This is a genomic window from Candidatus Stoquefichus massiliensis AP9, assembly GCF_000455285.1.
Lineage (GTDB): Bacteria > Bacillota_I > Bacilli_A > Erysipelotrichales > Coprobacillaceae > Stoquefichus > Stoquefichus massiliensis.
Map to the genome: position 1 here is coordinate 351,304 of NZ_HG005285.1, position 22,589 is coordinate 373,892.

Annotated in this window: 25 protein-coding genes; 4 read left to right on the forward strand and 21 right to left on the reverse strand. The window is 30.3% G+C overall.

The window, feature by feature from the left end; all coding sequences use genetic code 11:
- The 18 genes from BN350_RS21250 to BN350_RS21810 all read right to left on the reverse strand — a co-directional run.
- On the reverse strand, window positions 1-847 hold an 847-nt coding region (locus BN350_RS21250), incomplete at its 3' end, for an MATE family efflux transporter (RefSeq protein WP_044600119.1).
- A 4-nt stretch (window positions 848-851) separates the two neighbouring features.
- Window positions 852-1,274 carry a DUF1893 domain-containing protein gene (locus BN350_RS03990; RefSeq protein WP_028042423.1) on the reverse strand — a complete coding sequence of 141 codons (423 nt, stop codon included), beginning with the start codon at window positions 1,272-1,274 and terminating at the stop codon, window positions 852-854.
- Window positions 1,243-1,797, reverse strand: coding sequence for an ECF transporter S component (locus BN350_RS03995; protein ID WP_028042424.1), 555 nt, complete (start codon window positions 1,795-1,797; stop codon window positions 1,243-1,245). The genes BN350_RS03990 and BN350_RS03995 overlap by 32 nt, the downstream gene beginning before the upstream one ends.
- 14 nt (window positions 1,798-1,811) lie before the next feature.
- Window positions 1,812-2,168, reverse strand: coding sequence for a MerR family transcriptional regulator (locus BN350_RS04000; protein WP_028042425.1), 357 nt, complete (start codon window positions 2,166-2,168; stop codon window positions 1,812-1,814).
- 17 nt (window positions 2,169-2,185) lie between these two features.
- The gene (locus BN350_RS04005) at window positions 2,186-3,334 is read right to left on the reverse strand and encodes an aldo/keto reductase (protein ID WP_028042426.1); all 1,149 of its coding nucleotides are present in this window, start codon (window positions 3,332-3,334) and stop codon (window positions 2,186-2,188) included.
- Between the two features lie 9 nt (window positions 3,335-3,343).
- Window positions 3,344-4,354 carry an aldo/keto reductase gene (locus tag BN350_RS04010; protein ID WP_028042427.1) on the reverse strand — a complete coding sequence of 337 codons (1,011 nt, stop codon included), beginning with the start codon at window positions 4,352-4,354 and terminating at the stop codon, window positions 3,344-3,346.
- A 110-nt stretch (window positions 4,355-4,464) separates the two neighbouring features.
- Window positions 4,465-4,830, reverse strand: coding sequence for a MerR family transcriptional regulator (locus tag BN350_RS04015; RefSeq protein ID WP_028042428.1), 366 nt, complete (start codon window positions 4,828-4,830; stop codon window positions 4,465-4,467).
- A gap of 17 nt (window positions 4,831-4,847) precedes the next feature.
- Window positions 4,848-5,159: a GIY-YIG nuclease family protein gene (locus BN350_RS04020; protein ID WP_028042429.1), complete on the reverse strand. Its 312-nt coding sequence runs from the start codon at window positions 5,157-5,159 to the stop codon at window positions 4,848-4,850.
- A 26-nt stretch (window positions 5,160-5,185) separates the two neighbouring features.
- Entirely contained in the window at window positions 5,186-6,631 is a 1,446-nt protein-coding gene (locus tag BN350_RS04025; protein ID WP_028042430.1) for a hypothetical protein, read from the reverse strand.
- A gap of 31 nt (window positions 6,632-6,662) precedes the next feature.
- On the reverse strand, window positions 6,663-7,535 hold the full coding sequence (locus tag BN350_RS04030; RefSeq protein WP_028042431.1) for a hypothetical protein: 873 nt from the start codon (window positions 7,533-7,535) through the stop codon (window positions 6,663-6,665).
- A gap of 14 nt (window positions 7,536-7,549) precedes the next feature.
- Window positions 7,550-8,206, reverse strand: a complete 657-nt coding sequence (locus BN350_RS04035) for a sporulation protein YunB (RefSeq protein WP_028042432.1) — start codon at window positions 8,204-8,206, stop codon at window positions 7,550-7,552.
- 45 nt (window positions 8,207-8,251) lie between these two features.
- Window positions 8,252-8,794, reverse strand: coding sequence for a 5-formyltetrahydrofolate cyclo-ligase (locus BN350_RS04040; protein WP_028042433.1), 543 nt, complete (start codon window positions 8,792-8,794; stop codon window positions 8,252-8,254).
- A complete protein-coding gene (sufB, locus tag BN350_RS04045; protein WP_044600103.1) occupies window positions 8,787-10,193 on the reverse strand; it encodes a Fe-S cluster assembly protein SufB in 1,407 nt (468 codons plus the stop codon). The genes BN350_RS04040 and sufB overlap by 8 nt, the downstream gene beginning before the upstream one ends.
- A 3-nt stretch (window positions 10,194-10,196) precedes the next feature.
- Window positions 10,197-10,634: a Fe-S cluster assembly sulfur transfer protein SufU gene (sufU, locus tag BN350_RS04050; RefSeq protein ID WP_028042435.1), complete on the reverse strand. Its 438-nt coding sequence runs from the start codon at window positions 10,632-10,634 to the stop codon at window positions 10,197-10,199.
- Window positions 10,618-11,847 (reverse strand): aminotransferase class V-fold PLP-dependent enzyme, encoded by a 1,230-nt coding sequence (locus tag BN350_RS04055; RefSeq protein WP_028042436.1) that lies wholly within the window; start codon window positions 11,845-11,847, stop codon window positions 10,618-10,620. The genes sufU and BN350_RS04055 overlap by 17 nt, the downstream gene beginning before the upstream one ends.
- 1 nt (window position 11,848) lies before the next feature.
- Window positions 11,849-12,745, reverse strand: a complete 897-nt coding sequence (locus tag BN350_RS04060) for a SufD family Fe-S cluster assembly protein (RefSeq protein WP_028042437.1) — start codon at window positions 12,743-12,745, stop codon at window positions 11,849-11,851.
- Window positions 12,735-13,556: a Fe-S cluster assembly ATPase SufC gene (gene sufC, locus BN350_RS04065; RefSeq protein WP_028042438.1), complete on the reverse strand. Its 822-nt coding sequence runs from the start codon at window positions 13,554-13,556 to the stop codon at window positions 12,735-12,737. Before sufC ends, BN350_RS04060 begins: the two co-directional genes overlap by 11 nt.
- Before the next feature lie 869 nt (window positions 13,557-14,425).
- Window positions 14,426-14,503 (reverse strand): YjcZ family sporulation protein, encoded by a 78-nt coding sequence (locus tag BN350_RS21810; protein ID WP_081652836.1) that lies wholly within the window; start codon window positions 14,501-14,503, stop codon window positions 14,426-14,428.
- 235 nt (window positions 14,504-14,738) lie between these two features.
- On the opposite strand from BN350_RS21810, the gene BN350_RS04075 reads away from it, so the two are divergent.
- The 4 genes from BN350_RS04075 to BN350_RS04090 all read left to right on the forward strand — a co-directional run bounded on the left by BN350_RS04075 (window position 14,739) and on the right by BN350_RS04090 (window position 18,134).
- The gene (locus BN350_RS04075; protein WP_028042439.1) at window positions 14,739-15,710 is read left to right on the forward strand and encodes a peptidylprolyl isomerase; all 972 of its coding nucleotides are present in this window, start codon (window positions 14,739-14,741) and stop codon (window positions 15,708-15,710) included.
- On the forward strand, window positions 15,710-16,564 hold the full coding sequence (locus BN350_RS04080) for a hypothetical protein (RefSeq protein ID WP_028042440.1): 855 nt from the start codon (window positions 15,710-15,712) through the stop codon (window positions 16,562-16,564). The genes BN350_RS04075 and BN350_RS04080 overlap by 1 nt, the downstream gene beginning before the upstream one ends.
- 54 nt (window positions 16,565-16,618) lie before the next feature.
- Entirely contained in the window at window positions 16,619-17,023 is a 405-nt protein-coding gene (locus BN350_RS04085) for an HIT family protein (RefSeq protein WP_028042441.1), read from the forward strand.
- Between the two features lie 88 nt (window positions 17,024-17,111).
- Complete coding sequence (locus BN350_RS04090) at window positions 17,112-18,134, forward strand: glycosyltransferase family 4 protein (protein WP_044600120.1); 1,023 nt, start codon at window positions 17,112-17,114, stop codon at window positions 18,132-18,134.
- A gap of 52 nt (window positions 18,135-18,186) precedes the next feature.
- On the opposite strand, the gene BN350_RS04095 is transcribed toward BN350_RS04090, so the two are convergent.
- The 3 genes from BN350_RS04095 to BN350_RS04105 are packed head-to-tail and all read right to left on the reverse strand — an operon-like array spanning window position 18,187 to window position 22,140.
- On the reverse strand, window positions 18,187-19,134 hold the full coding sequence (locus BN350_RS04095; protein ID WP_028042443.1) for an HD domain-containing protein: 948 nt from the start codon (window positions 19,132-19,134) through the stop codon (window positions 18,187-18,189).
- On the reverse strand, window positions 19,127-21,112 hold the full coding sequence (locus BN350_RS04100; RefSeq protein WP_028042444.1) for a glycosyltransferase: 1,986 nt from the start codon (window positions 21,110-21,112) through the stop codon (window positions 19,127-19,129). The genes BN350_RS04095 and BN350_RS04100 overlap by 8 nt, the downstream gene beginning before the upstream one ends.
- Window positions 21,113-21,117: 5 nt before the next feature.
- A complete protein-coding gene (locus BN350_RS04105) occupies window positions 21,118-22,140 on the reverse strand; it encodes a lysylphosphatidylglycerol synthase transmembrane domain-containing protein (RefSeq protein WP_028042445.1) in 1,023 nt (340 codons plus the stop codon).
- Between the last annotated feature and the right edge of the window lie 449 nt (window positions 22,141-22,589).

Here is a 22,589-nt window from a genome sequence, read left to right on the forward strand (position 1 = left end):
AATTCAATTTACGAGCAGTCGTGTGCCCTGCAATCACAAGATAACCTAACTCGTTTATAGAACTCTGTAATATAACAGTTCCGACTGAGACAATACACATCATAAATCCCATTGAAAAACCTTGTCCAGCTAATTCTTTATAAAGTGAAGTTTCAATTTGAAAATGCTGACGTGAAGGAATAAGGATTGGACACTTTTTAAATATATAGTAAATGCATAAAATTGCTGAAATTCCTTGGGCTATTACAGTTGCTATAGCAGCACCTTGAATTCCCATATGAAAATAAATAATCAATAATAAATCTAATCCGACATTAATCACTGAGGATATAATTAAAAAAACAAGTGGCATGATACTATTCCCAATAGCTCTTAACAATCCTGCACATAAATTATAAGCAAACATCACACCAACAAACATAGTAATCATAATAATATATGAATATGATTCTTTAATAATTTCTGTAGGTGTTTTAAGCAGTTCTAATAATGGATAAAGAAAAAGAAATGAAATCAGCATAATGACAATCGTAATGACAATACCTATCACAATAGAACCAGCAACTGATTTTTTTAACAAATCTTCATCATGTGCTCCATAACTTCTCGCAGTCACAATAGAAAGACCATTTCCAACTCCTAAGGCAAATCCTATTAACAGTTCATAAACGGCTGCGCAAGCCCCAATAGCAGCTAATGATGTATCTCCTAATACATTCCCTACAATCATTGTATCCATTGTATTATATAATTGCTGGAATATATTAGATATTAATATAGGTAATGCAAAAAGCAATAAAGCTTTTAAGATATTGTCTTTTAATAAATTAACTTTAAAATGAAACATCATTCTATACTCCCTGTAATTCTTTTTGTTTATTTTTTAAAGCTTCAAAAGCCATTTGAAGATCATTGATATCATAGACTGTCTTCTCCATTGGACACATACCACTTTTATCTCTATTTTGTATATACTCTACAATTTTATCATACCCATAATCAATATGATACCAATCCAATATATCTTTAGCTTTTTGACTTAAAACATATGCATAAATATATTGAACGCCTGATAAGATCAATAACATTGCCGTTGCTTTACCAATCACTTTATCAACAACAATAGCATCCTTAAAAAAATCAATCTGTTCTTTCATAGGATTTAAAATAGGTGCAATACCTCTTTGATGAGAAGTATAAAATACTCCATTTATATCTGCAATTAATGTATAATTTTCATCTTTAAGCTTGTTTTGTAACATATTCAGATTCACGAAAATATCCTCCTCTATCAATGACTGTCACAATAGCAGGAACAAATAACAGTTGAATAACAATTCCTGGTATTCCTGTCATAGTGGCAGCAACAACTGCAGGAATACCTCCTAATGGAATATGAAATAAATAAGTAGCCAAACTTATAGAAAATCCATAAATTAATCTTCCAGCTACCATTGATAAACATAGCGCTATAAATGACCCTAATTTCTTTTTAGAGAAATGAAACTGATGAAATAATAATCCACTCACTATCCCATAAGTTGCTAATTCACAGACCATAAAGAAAACTCTTTGCGCATTAGGCATTCCAGTCACAACAAAACTTGTCAGTGGTGCAAAGATACCTAAGAACAAACCATAAATTGGTCCTAATAACATTCCCCCAATAAAAACAGGAATATGCATTGGTAAAAATACAGAACCTGCCTGTTGCATACCTATAAGATGAAACACTTGCGGTAAAAGCAACGCTAAAGCTAAACACATAGCTCCAAATGTTAATTTTTTTGTTTTCATATAATTCCTCCATTTTATTCTTTCAATAATTTTTCATAATTCTCTATTTTATGATTTAATTTATCAATTGAAACTTGTATACATTCTTTTTTCTTCATTAATTCTTCTTTTTGCTGAATCAGCAATTTTTTTCTTTCTTCAACTGTTTTATCACCCTGATTATACAATTGAATATATTTTTGCAGCACCTGGATACTCAATCCCGCATCACGCATACAGCGAATAAATTCTAATCGTTTCAAATCTTGAGAGCGATAATCACGATTACCACATTTATCTTTTAATACAGGATCTAACAAACCAATCTTTTCATAATAGCGCAATGTATCTTGAGTCATATTATACATATGAGCCACTTCATTGATTTTCATATTTCCACCTCTTTATCTTAATAACCAAATATTTCAACAGCTTTTTTCATCTTTGAAATGATATCAACTTGAAATGGACAATTATGTACACAAGACCCACATGCAATACACTCACTTGCATGATGAGCTAATAACTTATAATGTTCCCTTACTGTTTCTGGAATCATACCTTGAGCAATACACAAATCAGTAAATTTATTAACACTAGCAACATCTATTCCTTTTACACAAGGGGCACAATGACCACAATAAACACAATTTCCAATAAAACTATGTTTTGGCACATGTGCTAAAATGGGAGCATAATCTTTTTCTTCATTCGTTGCATCACTATAAAAAGTAGACAACTGTAATTCTTCAATCGTATGTGCTCCAGCCATGACTGACACAACACCTGGACGTGTCAAACAGTAATGAATACATTGTAAAGGTGTCATAGAAACACCAAAAGGTGATAATTGTGCATCTAATAAATCTCCACCACCAAAGGCTTTCATCACTGTAATAGCAACATTTTCTCTTTCGCACAATTCATAAAGTGCCTGACGGTCTGAATCAATATTTGTCAATGGTTTTTCATAGTTTTCATCAGCCCATAAATCATCCACATTTTCACTGGCAGGTAACATATCATAACAAGGATTGATAGAAAATAATAAAACATCAATCAACCCTGTTTCAATTGCTTTTCTCGCAATCATTGGATTATGAGAACTTAATCCAATATGTTTGATTTTCCCTTGTTTTTTCAATTCCAAGGCATAAGCAATCACTTCTCCTGTAAAAACCTCATCAAAATCTTCTTGACTATCTACATAATGGATCATTCCAACATCGACATAATCTGTTTTCAAACGCTCTAATAAATCTTCAAAACCAGCTTTCACCTCATCTATTTTACGCGTTCTTAAATATTGATCATTTTTCCATACTGAACATAAATGACCTTCAATAACCCAATCATCACGATGATCTTTAATAGCTTTACCAAAAGCACTTCTTGCTTGTGGGTTAGATGAATAAAAATCTATGAAATTAACACCCATATTTCTAGCCTTATCAACAAAATGCTGAACTTGTTCATCACTTTTATCTATCAATCCTTCACATCCAATAGAAACTTCACTTACATTTATATTTGTTCTTCCTAATTTTCTATATTTCATATACGTCTCCTATTTTAAAAATGTTTGATAATCTTCATAATTTTTTTGTAATAGTTCTGGTGTATTCAATCCATATGGACAATGACTCATACATTTGCCGCAATGTATACATTCTTCTATTTTCTTCATTTCGGCCTGCCATTTTTCTGATAACCAACCAGCTGCTGGAGCTCTTCTTAACATCAAAGACATGCGTGCACATTGATTAATGACAATCCCTTGAGGACAAGGCATACAATATCCACAACCACGACAAAAGTTCCCAGCTAATTCTTTTTGATCATGAGCAATCAGCGCTTTGATTTCCTCATTCAAAACAGGTGGATGATCCTGATATGAAATAAACTCATCTAGTTCACTTTCCTTTTGAATACCCCATATTGGTAATGCATTGTCATATTGCTGCATGTATGCATAAGCAGCATCACTACGTGATATCAACCCTCCAGAAAGTGCCTTCATACAAATAAAACCAATATCCTTTTCTTTGCATAAATGAACAAGTCTTTCTTCTTTTTCACTTGCTAAATAACTAAAGGGAAACTGTAAAGTATCATAAAGATCAGATTCTAATGCTTCTAATGCAACATCTATACCATGATTTGTTAAACCAATATATCGAATCTTCCCTTGTCTCTTTGCCTCTAACATAGCTTCATATAATCCTGTTCCATCATTTGGTTTTGGACAAAATGATGGATTATGAAACTGATAAATATCAATATAATCAGTCTGTAACATTTCTAGACTCATTGATAGATCTTTCCAAAAATCTTCAACATTTGTTGCCATTGTTTTGGTCGAAATATAAATTTCATGCCTTACATCATGAAGTGCTTGCCCAATCTTTTCCTCACTATTACTATAAGCTCTTGCCGAATCAAAAAAATGAATACCGTTTTCATAAGCCTTCCTTAAAATGACTTTTGCCTCTTCCATTGATACACGTTGAACTGGCAAAGCCCCAAATCCATTCTTATTTACAACAATTTCTGTTCTTCCTAGTCTTACTTTATTCATTATAACCATCTCCTCTTTATATTTATAGTATCACTTAGAGTGAACTCTAAGTCAAGAATTTAAATCATTTCGTTATAAAGTTTTATAATAAAAACTCTCTAATAAGAGAGTTAGATAATCTTTTGACTAAGTTTTTCATCATATATATCAATCTTATGATTTAAATGATCTAGTGTTTCCTGTAATTCACGCATTTTTGCTAGAATTTCTTCTCTTTGCTGAAGCAAAATATCTTTACGCTGATGAATTGTCTGATCCCCTTCAGCTGCTAATTCCAAATATTGTGATAACATTTGGATACTTAATCCTGATAATCGCATACAGCGCAGAAATTCAATTCTATTGATATCTGATTCCTGATAATTTCTAATTCCATTTGCATTTCTACGGACAGGTTCAATTAATCCTATTTTTTCATAATAACGTAGAGTATCTGCTGAAATATGAAACTTTTCACTTACTTCTTTAATAGTCATTGCATTCATCTCCTTCATTATAAGTTAATACGAGTATAAAGTTCTATTTGAATATGTTGATCTAAATAATATCTAAAATATTGGTTATCTTGAATAATATGTTCTTTTTGTTTCTTTGTCAGTTTTTTTAGCCTATATTCTAACTGTGATGCCTGTTGACGATTTTCACATGACCACTTAGCAACAAATTCTAACACTGGATGTCTGCGTGTATACTTCGCTGCTTTTTTATGATCTGTCAAATGCTCCTGAAATCGTCTTTTGGGATCTGTTGTAATACCAGTATAGATACTCATATCTGTACATCTTATCATATATACATAATACATGTTTCAAAAAAACCTACATCCGTAGGTTATTTCACTTTCATAATGAAGAAGTAAAACATATTTTTACCTCTTGGTATTTCATAATGTTCTATCAAGTTGAGATAGCCCTCTTGTAATCTTAAATTCTTTCTTACTAATGAAATCTCACTTGTATACAAAAAGACATATCCTCCTGGTTTAACAAGACGTTTTATTCGATCAAAGAAACGATCATAAATATCATGAAGTTGATGAACATCATTTATTTGAGCTAAAGTTGGCATATCTGTTAAAATTTCATCAAACATTTCATTATTCACAAAACGTAATGAATCTTTATGAACATAATAAATCGTTTGTCCTGCAAGTTTTGTATTCTTACGCGCAGACTCAATACCATTACCATAAATATCAATTCCCATTGCAAACTTAGATGGTTTCACAAAGTTCTTTTCAATTAATAATGTTCCTGTTCCTACAAAAGGATCTAAGACTTTACCATCATCTTTCATATAAGGTTTTGCTAATTCTATAAGTGTTGCTGCAACATATGGCTGCATAGATGTCGCAATAACATCACGACGATAGTTAAAGCGAGGATTTCTTAAATGTGTTAATTTCAAATAAGCATTAACTTGATCTTTACGAACTTCTTTTAAGACAACTTCTATATCATAATTCTCAGTCGTATTTAAAAGTTTTTGAGGATAAAGTTCAAATAATTTTTCTGAAACTTTTTTGATTAAAGTTGGGTCTTTATATCTTAAAGAATCAACAACTCTAAAATAAAAAACAGACTGATCATCATAGAGAATATCTAATAGCTCACAAATATTACAATTTTTAAGACCATCCATAATACTTTCAAAAGTTAAATTCATTTTTGTTGCTCTGCGTAATGGAATGAGCATTTCTTTATATGGTCTAATATTTAGCAAATCATAAATCGAATCAGTACGAACAAGAACTCCCTGAGTCACTGGCTTGTATTTTAAATGAAGCACTGATTCAAACAAAACAAACTGGTAATAAGGAAGAGATGTAAGAATAACATCAACTGGCTCATGTTTTAATTTAATAATTTTTCTCTTATGAGCTTGATTTTTTAAAATCAAAGGGTTAAGTATTTTTAATTGTGCTTGTACATGTTTTGTTTCGATATCCTCAAAATGCATAAGCTGGCTTTGAATTATCTTTAAATCATTTAAATAATGATGACAATCCTGCATACTTATCCCCTTTAAATAAGCATTCTTCACATATTCAGTTTTTTCCTGCTGATAAGCCTTCAATAAAACATCAACTGTATCTTCATAATATCCTAATAATATAGCACTATTCTTTCTAACTTTTGGATCCTCATGATTTAATAAGTCAATCAGTTTCATTTTTAATTCTTGATCATTATCCAATTTTAATTCATCATGAGCTTTAAGTTCAATCAATGATTCCCTAATTCTTTCATTATTTTTAATATTACTTACAAAATCCATACTTACTTCCCTTTCAACTAATTGCTTACTATTATATCATATTTTCATCATTTATCCAACTTATTTTAGGAAGTGTCACATAAAATGATAAAATTCTTTGCATTTGTTGATACATTTCTCGCTCTTGGCTTAAATGTTGGTAAAATTCTTGTAATAATGCTGAATTGATTTGACCATTTAAAAGAGCATCGAAGAAATGTGAAGGATAAAAAATTCTTGCATATAAATAAATAATTTCATAAACATCATAATATTGACTTTCTAAGAGTTCTTGTATATTTTCATATGTTAATAATTGACTTCTTAATAAACAGACAATTTGACGTGGTCTGGAGGAAATTATATAATAACAAGGATTTAATATTTCATACACATAGTTTTTAATAGGCTGTGACAGAGATAATGAAAGACAAAGTGATGCATGCTGATCTATTCTTAGGATTTCATTAATGATGTTAATACTGTTTTCTGCAATACCACAATAATAATAAATCAAAGAGATGACATCCTGATCATGTTTAAAACTATAAGCATACTCTTTAACCTTTTCTCTTACACAATCAATTTTTTGAATCCATTGTTCTTTGATATCCATAATTTTTAATTTAGGAAGAGGAAAGGGCTGTAGGAAGTTTTGCAAATAACTTTCAAAAGAGAAATAACCAGAATGATAAATTAATAAAATATAATTTTGTGAGATAATATCCTGATTATGATTTTTAACAAGAGTATAGCCTTGACTGCCACATTGATGCATCATATAACGATAATAACGATAAACATTCATAAAGTGCGTTATATCCTCAATAAAACAAAAATAATATAATTCACCTTGATAACGAAAGTAACCAGCCTCTTCAATTGAGACATCAATACCATAATACATTTTTAAAATATGAGACATAACCATTCTTCTTTCTAATGAGAATAAACAAGTGGAACTTGTCCTTGAAATATTTCTAACAAAACAGGAATTTTAATTGCATGGGTATGATATTGAATAAAAAATGGATAAACCATTGTCAGATTCATTTTCACTTCTATAGACAATTCAACCATAACATGATTAACACCATAGTTTTCAATACTTTTGACAATAGAACTTCCTACACTTGAGAGATGTTTATAACGTACAGGGATTGATGGCGAGAGAAATGACAAAGCTGGGAGGTTTAACAAAGTGGCAATAGGAATTTGGGAAACAATACCACTACGACTCACTTCCTGTAATCTTTTTTGATAATAGCTTTCATCACTTGCTATATATGTTCCTGTTTCTAAAGAAGCATATGTCTGTTCGATATCCATAACAATAGCTGTTGCCAATTCATTCACTTTAACCATATCAAAATCCAGTAGTTCTATTTCATTGTCTTCTCCTCGTTCAATCACAACTAAGTTTTGATATTGTGAGTCACTTGTAAAATAACAATGAGAAATAATGAGCTGATTAAATCTTTCTATCTCCATTTTTCCATATTCTTTTAAATTGGGAATCATTTTTAAATAGACTCCTGTTGAACAACCACTCACCAGCAACACTATCACCAATATCATAATCAACCATTTTTTCATCCTATTTCACCAAAACATTATATGTCTCGACAAAAGAAAAAATGCCTATTGGCATTTCTCTTCTGTAACTATTTCATCTAATGCAATATCATTATCAGCAGTATCTATCTTTTCAACATATTGAAAAGAGAATGCCAACCCAAGTTTATAACCTTTATACCCATTCGCAAAATATTTATCATAATAACCTTTTCCATAGCCTACACGAAACTTTTTTTGATCATAGGCCAACATAGGTACAATCATCAAATCAATATCACAAGCATCAATAAGAGTTGATGTTATAGGCTCTAAAACATGAAAACAGCCTTCTTTTAAATCATCAAGAGAGTGTATTTCATAAAAACACATATGAGAACCTTTTACTTTTGGAACGCATACACGATGACTTTTCAGAAGTTCTGATATAATTTGAGTTGTTTGAACTTCTTGAGGCAATGAGACATAACAACCAATGGTTGTTGAAGATTGTACGATGGGATGATTGATGACTTTTTGAAATATTTGCTGGTTACCATAAGAAAACGTCTCTCTACTAATGATGAGACGTTTTTCCTTCATGATATGCCTAATAACATGTTTATCCAATGCTGTCTTCACCCATATCAAGTTTAATTAATTGATTTAATTCAACTGCATATTCCATTGGTAATTCCCTAGAAAATGGTTCAATAAATCCCATGACAATCATTTCTGTTGCTTGTTGTTTTGTCAGACCACGACTCATAAGATAGAATAACTGATCCTCAGATACTTTAGAAACAGTAGCCTCATGTTCTATGATAGAATCATTATTCATCATCATGTTCGTAGGTACAGTGTCACTCGTTGATTTTTCATCTAAAATAAGGGTATCACATTCTACTTTACTCTTAGCATTCATGGCTTTCTTTGAATGACGAACCAAACCACGATAATTGACTTTCCCACCATTTCTAGAAATAGATTTTGAAATAATCTGACTAGACGTATGTGAGGCCAAGTGAATCATTTTTGAACCTGAGTCAATAATTTGAACATCATCTGCCACAGCAATCGTGATGCATGTTCCCTTAGCTCCTTCTTGAGCCAATACACAAGTTGGATATTTCATTGTCACAAGGGAACCAATATTTCCATCGACCCATTCCATCGAACCATTCTTATAAACTTTTGCACGTTGTGTCACAAGGTTATAAATATTTTTAGACCAATTTTGAATAGTTGTATAACGGCATTTTGCGCCTTCTAAGACAACAATCTCAACAACTCCAGCATGTAATGAATCTTTAGAATAAGATGGAGCTGTACATCCTTCAACATAATGAATATCAGAACCTTTGTCAACAATTATTAAAGTTCTTTCAAACTGTGCCATTCTTTCACTATTAATTCTAAAATATGACTGTAATGGTTTTTCTAATTTAACACCTGGTGGAACATAAATAAATGACCCTCCAGACCAGACAGCTCCATTTAAAGCAGAAAACTTATTGTCATGATATGGAATAACAGTATCGAAATATTTCTTAAAGATTTCTGGATATTCTCTTAAACCACTATCAATATCTAAGAAAATAACGCCTTTTTCCTTTACTTCTTCTAACATATTATGATAGACAACTTCTGATTCATATTGCGCAGAAGCACCAGCTAAGAAATGCTGTTCAGCTTCAGGAATTCCCAATTTATTAAATGTATTCTTAATTGTTTCAGGAACTTCATCCCACTTATCAGTTAAGTTATCACTTGGTCGATTATAATATGTATATTCATCAAAATTCATACGACTTAAATCAACACCCCAAGTTGGCATTGGTTTTTCTAAAAAGCATTTTAATGCTTTTAAACGATATTCTAACATCCATTCAGGTTCTTTTTTAATAGCTGAAATTTCTTTGACAATTTCTTCATTTAAACCTTTTGGAGTCTTAAAAACAGAAACATCTTCATCAATAAAATCATACTCTGAATTATTTGTAGGAATATCAAGATTATCAATAGCCACTAACTATTCCTCACTTTCTTCAATCAACTTAACAAGCCCATTCCAACCAAGTGTTGCACACTTAATACGATTAGCTTGCTTATGAGTATTCTTAAAAGCAATTGCTTCTTCCAGCAATTCTTCATCATAATCTTTTTCATAAATCATATTCATATAATTTTCAATGATTTTCTTGGCTTCTGCTTTACTTTTACCTTTTACTAACTGACTCATAATAGATGTTGAAGATGTACAAATCGCACAAGCTTCCCCATCATATCTCACATCAGAAATAACATCTCCATCAAACTTGACTTGTATATCTAAATCATCAATACAAGTATCTGAATTCATATTGACTTTTTTGTATGTATCATCATCAACTAATCCACGATTACGAGGATGTTCATAATGATCCATAATAATTTCTCGTAGTATTTGAGGACTATCCAAAGAACGCATCTAAAAAGTCATCTCCTTTCTTACATACTTCAATAAACTGATCAATTTCTTCTTTTGTATTATAGAAATAAAAAGAAGCACGTAATGTTGTGGATACATTTAAAAATTCATCTAATATCTTTGCACAATGCTGGCCTGCTCTAATAGCAATGCCATAAGTATTAAAAAGGCTTGCTCCATCTTGTGAGAAAACACCTTTCAAATTAAAAGCAATTGCTCCATGAGATTGCTCATTATAAATTTCAACATTATCCAATGTTTTCATTTTGGTTAAACAATAATCACGTAATTCTCTTTCATAAGCATGAATATTTTCCATTCCTAATTGAGAAAGATAACGAACAGCTGCACCTAAGCCAATAGCACCTTCTATATTAGGTGTCCCTGCTTCAAACTTATAAGGTGGATTTTTTAGAGTTACAACACCACAACTGTTATAACGAGAATTACTTCCTCCACCTAAACGCGTTGGTTTCATTTCACATAACAAATCATATTTTCCATACAAGACACCAATGCCTGTCGGTCCACACATTTTATGTCCTGAAAATGCTAAAAAATCAACATCACTTTCTTGTACATTCGTCACCTGATGAGGGACACTTTGTGCGCCATCAACAATAACTTTAATTCCTCGTTCATGGGCATAAGCGCAAATTTCTTTCATTGGTGCATGAAAGCCTAAAACATTTGTCACTTCTGCAATCGCAATAATCTTTGTATGATCAGTTATTGCTTTTTGGACATTTTCTAATGTTAGACGACCTTCTTCATCTAACTCAATATATCGTATGATTGCCCCAACCTCTTCTGCCACATCAAACCAAGGCAATGTATTAGAAGCATGTTCAGCAACTGTCAATAAAATTTCATCACCAGCTGACAAATGGGTATGACCATAACCATAAGCAATCATATTTAATGAATCTGTTGACCCAGATGTAAAAACAATTTCTTCTGGACGCTGAGCATGAATGAAAGCTGCAATTGTTTTTCTTGCATCTTCAAATTGTTCATCTACTTCATGTGATAAATCATAATCACCACGATGAGCATTTCCAGAATAATGACTTAAATAATCGCAAATACTATCAATGACAACTTGCGGTTTTAACGTTGTTGCACCATTATCAAGATAAATTAAAGGATGTCCATGCATCATTTTTCCATTTAACATTGGAAAATCTTGGCGAACCTTTTCAACATCAAACATGCTAAGCACCTACCTTTGATAAAGCTTTTTCAAAACGATCCTTTAACATCTCATTATCAATCACTTCCACAACTGGCTTTAAATAACCATAAGTAATTAAATGCATTGCCTGCTTCTTAGAAAGTCCTCGGCTCTGTAAATAATAAAGATGTTCTTCATCCATCTTCCCTACTCCAGCAGCGTGTGATGCCTTAACATCAAAATCATCAATATATAAGTAAGGATTTGCTCCTGCCACACAAGAAGAATCAAAAACCATTATCTTATTTGTCTGATGACTTGCAGACCCATGCTGACCTTTTGTAATCGTTCCAATGCCATCAATAATCAGTCTTCCCTGATCTTTAACAACACCATAATTATCCATTTGACCGTATGTATGAGGACGATTATGCTGAATAAGAACTTCGTAATGTTTATCCTCATCTTGTTTTGATAAGATTGCCATACGAACTTTGACATCTGCACCTTCACCATCTAAATAATAATGATAAACTCCTTCAAAATGATGATCAGATAATTCTGCAAAACCATATTGACATAAAGCATATCCTGCTAAATAAACATTTTCTATACTGCGACTGTTATCAGACTGATTTTCACTAAATATATGAACTTGAGCATTCTCATCTAAATACATATTTTTATGTAAAACTGCATCCTTAGCCAAAATCTTTGTTTCAATCATTTGAATTTGGCAATGCTTTGCAATGCGAATATCAATTTGAAACTCTTGTTGAGTTTCTAAAATATAAACAACCTGAACTTCTAATAATTCTTGGTTTTCAAACTTTAAAAGTCCATCTTGATAAAAGACACGATCAGGCAAATGAGAATCTATACATTCTCCATTTTTTAAAACAAGATAAAATTTACTACTCAATATATCATTTATCATGTTTCAATTGTTCCTTTTTTCCACAAGATTCCAAAAGAATTGGTTGTTTCTCTTCCTCTTGATGTATTTCAATACCTAATTCTCTTACCCATTCATATCCTTCATGATCAATCTTTTCAATCACTTCATATCCACCACTCATGACGATTTGTCCCTGTACCAATACATGAACATGTGTTGGCACAACAAGTTCAAATAATCTTTCATAGTGTGATACCATCACACAGCCGAAATCATCACTGCGCATAGAATTAATAGCTTCACTCACAACTCTTAATGCATCTACATCTAATCCAGAATCAATTTCATCTAATAAAGCAAATTTTGGTTGTAATAACTTCATTTGAAGAATTTCATTGCGTTTTTTCTCTCCACCAGAAAATCCTTCATTCAAATAACGATGTGCGAGATTCTCATCCATATCTAATTCTTCAATATTTTTATCTAATGTACGAATAAACTTAAATAATGAAATGGGTTCTTCTCTTCTTGCATTCATTGCTGCTTTCAAGAAATCTGAATTTGTGACTCCAGGAATTTCCTGTGGATATTGCATACCTAAGAATAAACCAGCTCTTGCACGTTCATCAACACCCATGCTCAAAACATCCTGTCCATCAAGAGTTATACTTCCATCTGTCACTATATATTTAGGATGACCCATAATGGCTGATAGTAATGTTGATTTTCCATTACCATTAGGTCCCATAATCGCATGTATTTCTCCTGTTTTAATTTCTAAATCAATACCTCTTAAAATTTCTTTTTCTCCGACTTTAACATGTAAATTTTCAATCTTTAAAGTTGACATAAAATACGCCCCTTTCGAACATATATTTTACGTAAAATTGCTTATGCAATCAAGCAATACGATAATAAATTTATTATACCCAAGAAAAGAATTTCTTAAAATAAATCCCATTGCTTCTAAGATAAGAATAAACTCCATTTCATTTCTTACTTTTAGAACGATGTTAAAGACTCTTTGCGATGATTTTCTTTATCTTAAACCATTATCAGAATGACTTCAGCATTTCACCGGTCTATAATCACAATAATTCCGTTACAATTAGCAACTGTCCTGACCATATCAACATCATAGATTTTTTTAATTAACGACTTATCAGTTGATAACAGTTTCATCACTTTTTAAGAAGTGAGTTACTAATTTTTCCATATACCCTTATGAGAATTTTTTCATCATGTCTTTTCCTTCATTCTGCAATAATATGAAATACTACCTACAGTTCAATAGTTGATTTTAGGATCCTCATGCATTATAACAAAAGAGACAAACAAATAGAAATATCACTACCAATAGAATGATAAACATACTTAAAAATATAGTATTCCAATTTTAAAATTTAAGAAAACCAAAGACAACACATTCACTAGAAAATAATATGAATAGATATTACATCAAAATCTTTCTAAGATATAAATTGCTGAAATTTATTTAAGAACAATTCAAGAAATTCTATTAATAATTCTCATTTTCACAGCCAAAATATAAAAAAAGAAATACAAAAAGATAATCAATGTATTTCCGATATATTAAATAGATTTAAATAAAAATATTATGGCAAGTAAACAATTGAAATATATCGAATATATCGTTACCTTTCAAACAACCTTCCACAATAAAAAAAACTCTATAGAATCTTCTATAGAGTAGTCAAACTAGCAAATACCACAAATAATGACTAATAAGATAAATAATACAAGAATTAAAGTAAATGATCCTTGATGTGCTAACATAGAAATCCCTCCCTTATTTTTAAATAATAAAGCAACATAATAAAATTAATAATATAAACAATACAATTGTGATTTCCTGACTTCTTTCATGACTTCTCTTTTCCAATTGATTCCCTCCTCCTATGCACAATATATAATATGGTAAAATGTCAGGAAATTTTGTGTTATAGCCTACAAAAGTTGAAAAAAAATAGATATCGTGTATAATGATATTGTTTAAGTCAAGGAGGTTTATATGAAACAAAAACGACTTGTAGGGCTAGCATTAGCCAGTTTATTAGTTTTGAGTGGATGTTCAAGCACAGTCAAGGATAATGGCAAAGATGTGGTTGCATCTATTGATGGAAAAAACATTCTGGCAGATGATATTTATCAAAATTTATCTACCAGTGCAACTGGGAAACAATCTTTGTTTACTTATGTTTTGGATCAGCTAATTCGCGAAAATTTTCCAGTTACTGATGATATGAAAGAAAATGCATCTGATATTATTACAAATATTGAAACAAGTTACAAAAATCAATATGGTGATGATGCTGATACACAATTAGAATCTGCACTTGCTTCTAGTGGGTATGAAAGTTTAGATACTTACAAAGATTCTTTAATTCAATCTTTACAATATTCTGAATTTTTAAAGAAATATGTCAAAGCAAATTTTGATGAAGTTTTTGAAGATTATTATAAAGAAGAAACTCCTCGCTTCATAAGTTTAATTAAAATTTCTATGGCAGATCCTGAAAGCCCAACTGATGAAGAAAAAGAAAAATTGGAAGAAGTCAAATCTTTATTAAAGACAAATAAGAGTTTTTCAGATATTGCATCTGAATATTCTGATGATGATTCTAAGAGTGCTAAAGGAAATATTGGTGTTATTGATTCTACTTCTGGATTAAGTAATCTTTATGGTAGTGATGTAGAAAAAGAAGCTTTATCTTTAGCTGAAGGGAAAGTCAGTGATGCAATTAAAGGAAGTGATGGTTATTATTTCTTAAATTGCACAAGTATGCAAAAAGATAAGATTAAAAGTGAATTAAAGACAATTGATGTTGATTCTCCATTGCTTGTTTATGATGATTATATGGTTTATCTTGTTTTTAATACTTATGAATTAAAATACAGTGATGAAGATTTACAAAAAACAATTAAACAAATTGTTGATGATTCTTTAAAAGCCAGAGAAGATCAAAGAAAGGAGAACTCATAATGAAAAAACTATTAATGTTGTTAATGTGTGGTGGTTTATTAGTTGGATGTTCTTCTCAATATTCAGTGAAAGTTACAGATGGTGATAAAGAAATGATCAGTGGTGGTGAATTAAATATCACAAAACAAGATATTTTTGAATATCTATTGGATAAGAATGGAGCCAATGAAATTATTAATGAAGTTTTAACAACTATTGCTGACAAAGAAGTTGATGATCAAGAAGCCTTGGATAAACTTGTTAAACAAAGGGAAGAAGATTATGCTAAGTATGCCAATGGAGACTTAGAAAAGTATGCAAAAAATCTTGGTTATGATTCTAAGGATGATTATATTAAAACAGTTTTAGTTCCTGATGCTAAACAAGAACTTTTAAGAAAGAAATATATTACTGAAAATTTAGAAACATTAATTAAAAATTATCAGATTTGTTCATTTAAAAAGATTGTTGTTGATAAAGAGTCAACTGCTTTATCTTTGATTGAAAAAGCAACTGATAAAGAAGCTTTTGATAAATTAATGAAAGACAATTCTGATAAATCAGAAGATAGTGGTATTGTTACAAAAAATTCTTCTTTAGATGATAATCTCAAAAAGGTTCTTGAAAAATTATCAGCTGTTGACAAAGATGGTGTTTATAAAGAAGCTATTAAATTAAGCGATGATACTTATGCTGTTCTTTATTTATATAATACTGATCATAAGAATATTGATGAATTAACAACAACTCTTTCTAATGATAGTGATGTTAAAGATGAAATTAATGCATCTTATCTTAAAAAATATAAATTTATAGTCAATGATGATAAAATCAAAAAAGCAATTGAAAAGATTTCTAGCAATTATGTAGAATAAGGGTTTCCCTTATTCTCTTTTTGTTGTAGAATAAAGAAAACGGAGGTTATATTTATGGATAGTTGTATTTTTTGTGAAATTGGAAAACATCATATACCAGGGAAAGTCATTTATGAAGATGAGATGTGTATGGCTTTTTTGGATTTGAGTCAAACAACAGATGGACATACTTTAGTTATTCCTAAAAAACATTTTCATGATATTTTAGAGGTTGATGAAAAAACATTGTCTCATATGATGAATGTTGTACAAAAAGTTGCACATCAACTGCAAACAAAGTTAGATGCTCAAGGTTTCAATATTATGACTAATATGAATGAAATTGCTGGCCAATCTGTTCATCATTTTCATATTCACATTATTCCACGTTTTAGCCAACAAGATGGTTTCAATGCAATTTACACTGATCGTAGCAAAGAAATTGATTTAGAGGCTATTTATCATCGAATAATGGATTAAAAACCATCTGGACAAAGAGTTCTGATGAACTCTTTTTTATTTGGAATGATCACTTCATATAATATAATAAAGAAAGAGGGAAAGAATGATGGCGAGAATAAGAATTAATATGTTGTCTAATGCTGATAAGGTTGATGGACAAGGAGTAGGAAGTGCTTATCTTGAACAGGTTTCTTTGATTAAAGATGAATTGAATGAGGAATTCGAAGTTGTTATTAATGATTCGAATCCTGCTGATATTATTCATTGTCATACGATATTACCTGAATATTTAATCAAGATGAAAAGAAATAAGGGTAAGAATGTTGCATATGTTCACTTTTTACCTGATACACTTGATGGGAGTATTAGTTTACCAAAATCAGCTTTAAAGATTTTTAAGAAATATGTGACTTATTTTTATAATACTGCTGATTATTTAATTGTTGTGAATCCTATCTTTATTGAAGATCTCGTTCAATTTGGTATTCCTAGAGAAAAGATACAATATATTCCTAATTATGTTTCTAAAGAAGCATTCTATCAAGAAAGTCATGAAAAGATATTATTAACAAGACAAAAGTATCAAATTTCAGATAATGACTTTGTTGTATTAGGCGTTGGTCAAGTTCAAACAAGAAAAGGAGTTAAAGATTTTATTGAAGTTGCAAAAATGCTACCAGATATCACTTTTGTATGGGCAGGTGGTTTTTCATTTGGGAAGATTACTGATGGTTATGATGAACTTAATGAAATTTATCATAATCCACCACATAATGTAAAATTTATAGGTATTATTCCTAGAGAAGAAATGAATGATATTTACAATATCGCTGATGTGTTATTTATGCCTTCATATAACGAATTATTTCCTATGGCCATATTAGAAGCTGTCAATAGTCAAAAACCTCTTCTATTAAGAGATTTAGAGTTATATAAGGATATTCTTTTTTGTAAGTATTTAGCAGAAAATGATAATGAATGTTTTGCTAAGCAAATTCAAAATTTATGTAGTGATCCTCAATTCTATCAAAAATATCAGAAATACTCATATGAAATTAGTCAGTATTATACAAAAGAACATGTTAAAGAAATGTGGAGAGAATTTTATTTGAAAATTGTTAATGGTTAAGCACTTCATGGTGCTCAATAGAAAAACACAAAGATTTATAAACTTTGTGTTTTTATTCATACATTTTAGGTTTATATATTGTTCTATTTTCTAAAGCAAAGATGCGTTTTGTATATTCTCCAGCATTAACTTGTTCTAATGCCTTATCAAACATATTCATTCGAGCATCCATATTGTCAATCAAATAAATCATTTCAGCTTCTTTAATTTGTGGTAATACTGGTGACCCAAACTCATTTTTACCATGATGAGATAAAATCATATGCTGCAACAAAACAACTTCTTCACCTTCAATATTTAATTCCTGTGCAGCCTGATAAACCATCGCTTGTGCAATAGAAATATGTCCAAGCATTTTGCCTTCTATTGTATAAGTTGGTACAACAGGACCACTTAATTCAACTGTTTTACCAATATCATGCAATAAAATACCTGCATACATCAAATCAGCATTCAAACTTGGATATATATTTAATAAACTATCTGCAATTTTCAGCATAGATAAAGTATGAAACGCTAAGCCAGACACACATTCATGATGATTCTTACTAGCAGCTGGATATATCTTTATAGCTTCAGATTGCTTTTCAAACAAATGTTTTGTTATTACATAAAGTTTTGTATTAGAAATACGCTTTACATATTTCAATAATTCATTCATCATTGTGTCACTGTCCATTGGTGCCTTCACTAAAAATTCTACTTGTTGTGATTGCTGATAAGAAATATCATCAATGCTGATAATCTTCATCTGACGATCATCACTATATTTAATAATATCTCCTTTTCCTCTCACTACTGCTCCACTACGTAAAGACTGAATATGTTCATCAGTTGCATTCCATAACTTCGCATCAATAGTGCCTGTATCATCTTGAAAAACAATACTCAAATAATTACTTTTATTCGCTCCATTTGTCTTTCCTGTTGTGACATGATTGATCATCGCTGTAAATTCTACATTGTCATTCCCGCACTTCATATCTTTAATTTTAATCATTATTGTCCTCCCATAATTCTCTTATAATTTCAATAACATCGTCATACTCATATCCTTTTTGCACCAAAAAAGTAATGACTTTACTCTTTAAGATATGTGGATCATAACGATTTTTATAACGATTATAAACACGCTGATATTCTTTTGTTAAAAGTTTCTTTGTATGTTCTTTAGGAAATACAAAATCAAAATCATTAATTGCTCTTTCCACAACATCCTGCGAAAAACCTTTATTAAATAATTTATTCTTAATATTTTGAATCAAAGCATATTGTGGTTTAGATGTATTTTCATTATACAATTTTTTAACAATTTCCACTGCCTTATCATATTCTAAATCTTGCGAATAATCAGCTAAATACTCATCAATAACAAAAGGTGAAATTCCTTCTCTTTTCAAATTAAAAATAATTTTATTAACACCCACACCCATTCGTTTCGCCTTTTGAAAATAATTTTTTGTATATTCAACATCATCTATTAAATTCTTTTGTACAAGTAACTCCATTGTCATTTCTATCTGAATATCATCAAAATCACCCTTATCAGATAATTTCTTCTGCATTTTAGCATAGCTATAATCTTTATATGTCAAATACTTTAACGCTAAATGATAAGCTCTAGCAACTTGTTCCTGATCCTTTAGGGCATCCAGTTCCTCACGATCAACAACCTGTCCAACATTAAGCCCATAACGATCAATAACTTGCGAAGATAAATTAATAATAACTTGATGATTATCAAACTGAAAAGCCACATTATAAGTATGACCCTTATCCGGTGTTAAAGATACCACTTCATAACAATAATGATGTTTAGATAATGCTTTATGATATGTTTTCATAATCTTTTCATAAAAATGTTCACTACTATACTGTTGTGCATCACTTGTTGCATTCTGAATCAATTCATCTAAAGGAGCGTCAGATAACTGTATAATCTTCTCCACCAAATCTTCTTTATCCCTAAAGAAATATCCATTTCTACCATTAATGATAACACCCTCAAGATTTTTATCATATCTTGCTAAAACAGGTATACCACTTGCCATAGCTTCAATAAATGTCAATCCCTGTGTTTCCGTAATGGAAGCTGAGACAAACAAATCAGATACATGATAAAAAGAAGGAACAAGTTCACTCTCTTTTGGACCTGTAAAATAAACAAATGAATCCAATTGATATTGATGAACCATTTCTTCTAATTCCTCTATCTGTGGACCACCACCAACAATTAACATACAAATATGAGAATTCTTTTTTACAATATCAGCCATTGCCTCAATTAATAAATCAACACTCTTTTCAGGAGCAACACGTCCTAAAAAAGTTACAACAAATTTATCTTGTAAATGGTATTTTGTAATAATTTTATTCATATAATCCTGATTCTTATTATTAACAGAAAACTTATCTAACTGCAACCCCGTAGGAATAACATTAATTGAATTAGAAATACCATACTCTCTAAGCGCATCTGCTGTCTTTTGAGAAGGTACAATCAACTCTGAACAACTATCTCCATATATCTTAGAAATCTTCTCTATAATCTTCTTAGCTGCATAATCAACTGCTTTAATATTTCCTGGTGCAATATAATGCGAATAATCAGCCCACATTGTATGATAAGTATAACATACTGGAATATTCAATATTTCACCTGCAATCTTTCCAAAAATACCAATACCAAATTCAGTTTGAATATGAATAATATCAGGCTGAAACTCTTTTAACTCTTTCATTCCTTTAAAAGAATAAATATTTGAAGCTCGATATCCATAGAGTTTCTTTAAATCTAATCCATGTAAGCGTAAGATATATAAATCCTCATCCTGATAATCACTATCATGCGGTAACATCGTTGTGACTATCAAAACATGATGTCCATGTTTCTTTAGTTCTTTTTTTAATATATGTGTAGAAGTTGCAACTCCATTAATATCTGGTAAATACGTATCACTAAATAATGCAATATTCACTATAATCACTCCAATCTTGAATTATTAATTTCCTTATTCAAAGAAAAAACCAATCCTCCAATAATCAATCCTAAATAATAAGACATAAAACGCCATAAGAATAATGATGAAGATGTCCCCACTGACCCTAGAAAACTAAACAATAAAACATAAACTCCTTCACTTCCACCACTCGCTCCTGGTATTGGTAGAAAAGCATTAATCAAATAAATAAATGAACAAAGTCCTAAATAATCAAAGAAAGAACTCCAAGAAACATTTAAATTCAATGCTTTTGCTGCAAAGAAAGGCATACTATAAATAATTGTTAACTTCACAAAGTTACATAAACAAGAACGTACCAATACTTGTCTGTTTTTTTGTAAAAACTTTAACTGTTCTCTAAAATCTGATAAATACTGTTCTATCTTTATACATGTTAACTCATAATCCTTAACAATATGAATCTTACTTAAAAATTTTAATACTGTATGCGTTAAAAAATTTTGAAGACGTTTTGATTTTGCTCCACCAAACAATCCTAGAATTACTGCAAAATTAATGAAAAAACCTAAAATTGCTAAACTAAAAACACCTGGCTGCTCATTCACAAAATAATTATATTTCATCAACAAAACAATCCCCGTATAAATGACCAAAACACTTTGATAACAAATAAAACACATTAAAAGAATACTCGCCGAATTGGTAGGTGGAATTCCTTGCTTATTAAAAATATAAACTTGAGCAAACTGTCCACCACTTGCAAAAGGAGTAATACCATTGAAAAAAGTACCACTAATAGCATTTACAAAAGACTGTTTAAAAGTGTAATCATGCTTATAAGCTTTACCAAAGTATAGAAGTGATAAAGCATCAAAAAGATAGTAACTAAACATGACAACAGCCATAACTATAATCCAATATATTTTTGCTTCTTGAAATGCATGGATAACTTGATCGAATTGTTGTCCAATAGAAAGATAAATTGATACTCCGCCAATAATCAGAATAATAGCTATATTTATAAAATACTTTTTATTTTTCATAGATAATCTTTTAAAGTCTTCATTTCAATGATAAACTTTAAAACTCCTTTCTAATGCATTTAAATGATCTATTATTATAACACATTTAAATCATTGACTTTCCTTTAATCAAAAACATATATTAAATTATCATTCTTTAATCATCACAATAATTTTACTACATTTTCATCTATAAAGAAAGAAAAACGGGAAAGAATTAAACAATTGATATATATGGAAAAGAAGAATTTCATCAATCCATTGTCTATAATCATAAGACGTCAATTCAAATGGGAAGCTTATCCTATTCCTTTAAAATCATTGTCTATAAGCCTTATGAAACATGAAGTAGTAAATGAATAGTCAATGTATCATTACCCATCATTCCTATTAATAGGCTCCATTAGTATGCTCAATGATCAACAAAAAAATAAAACAGAGTAAAATGAAAACATCACTCTCAGATTTGA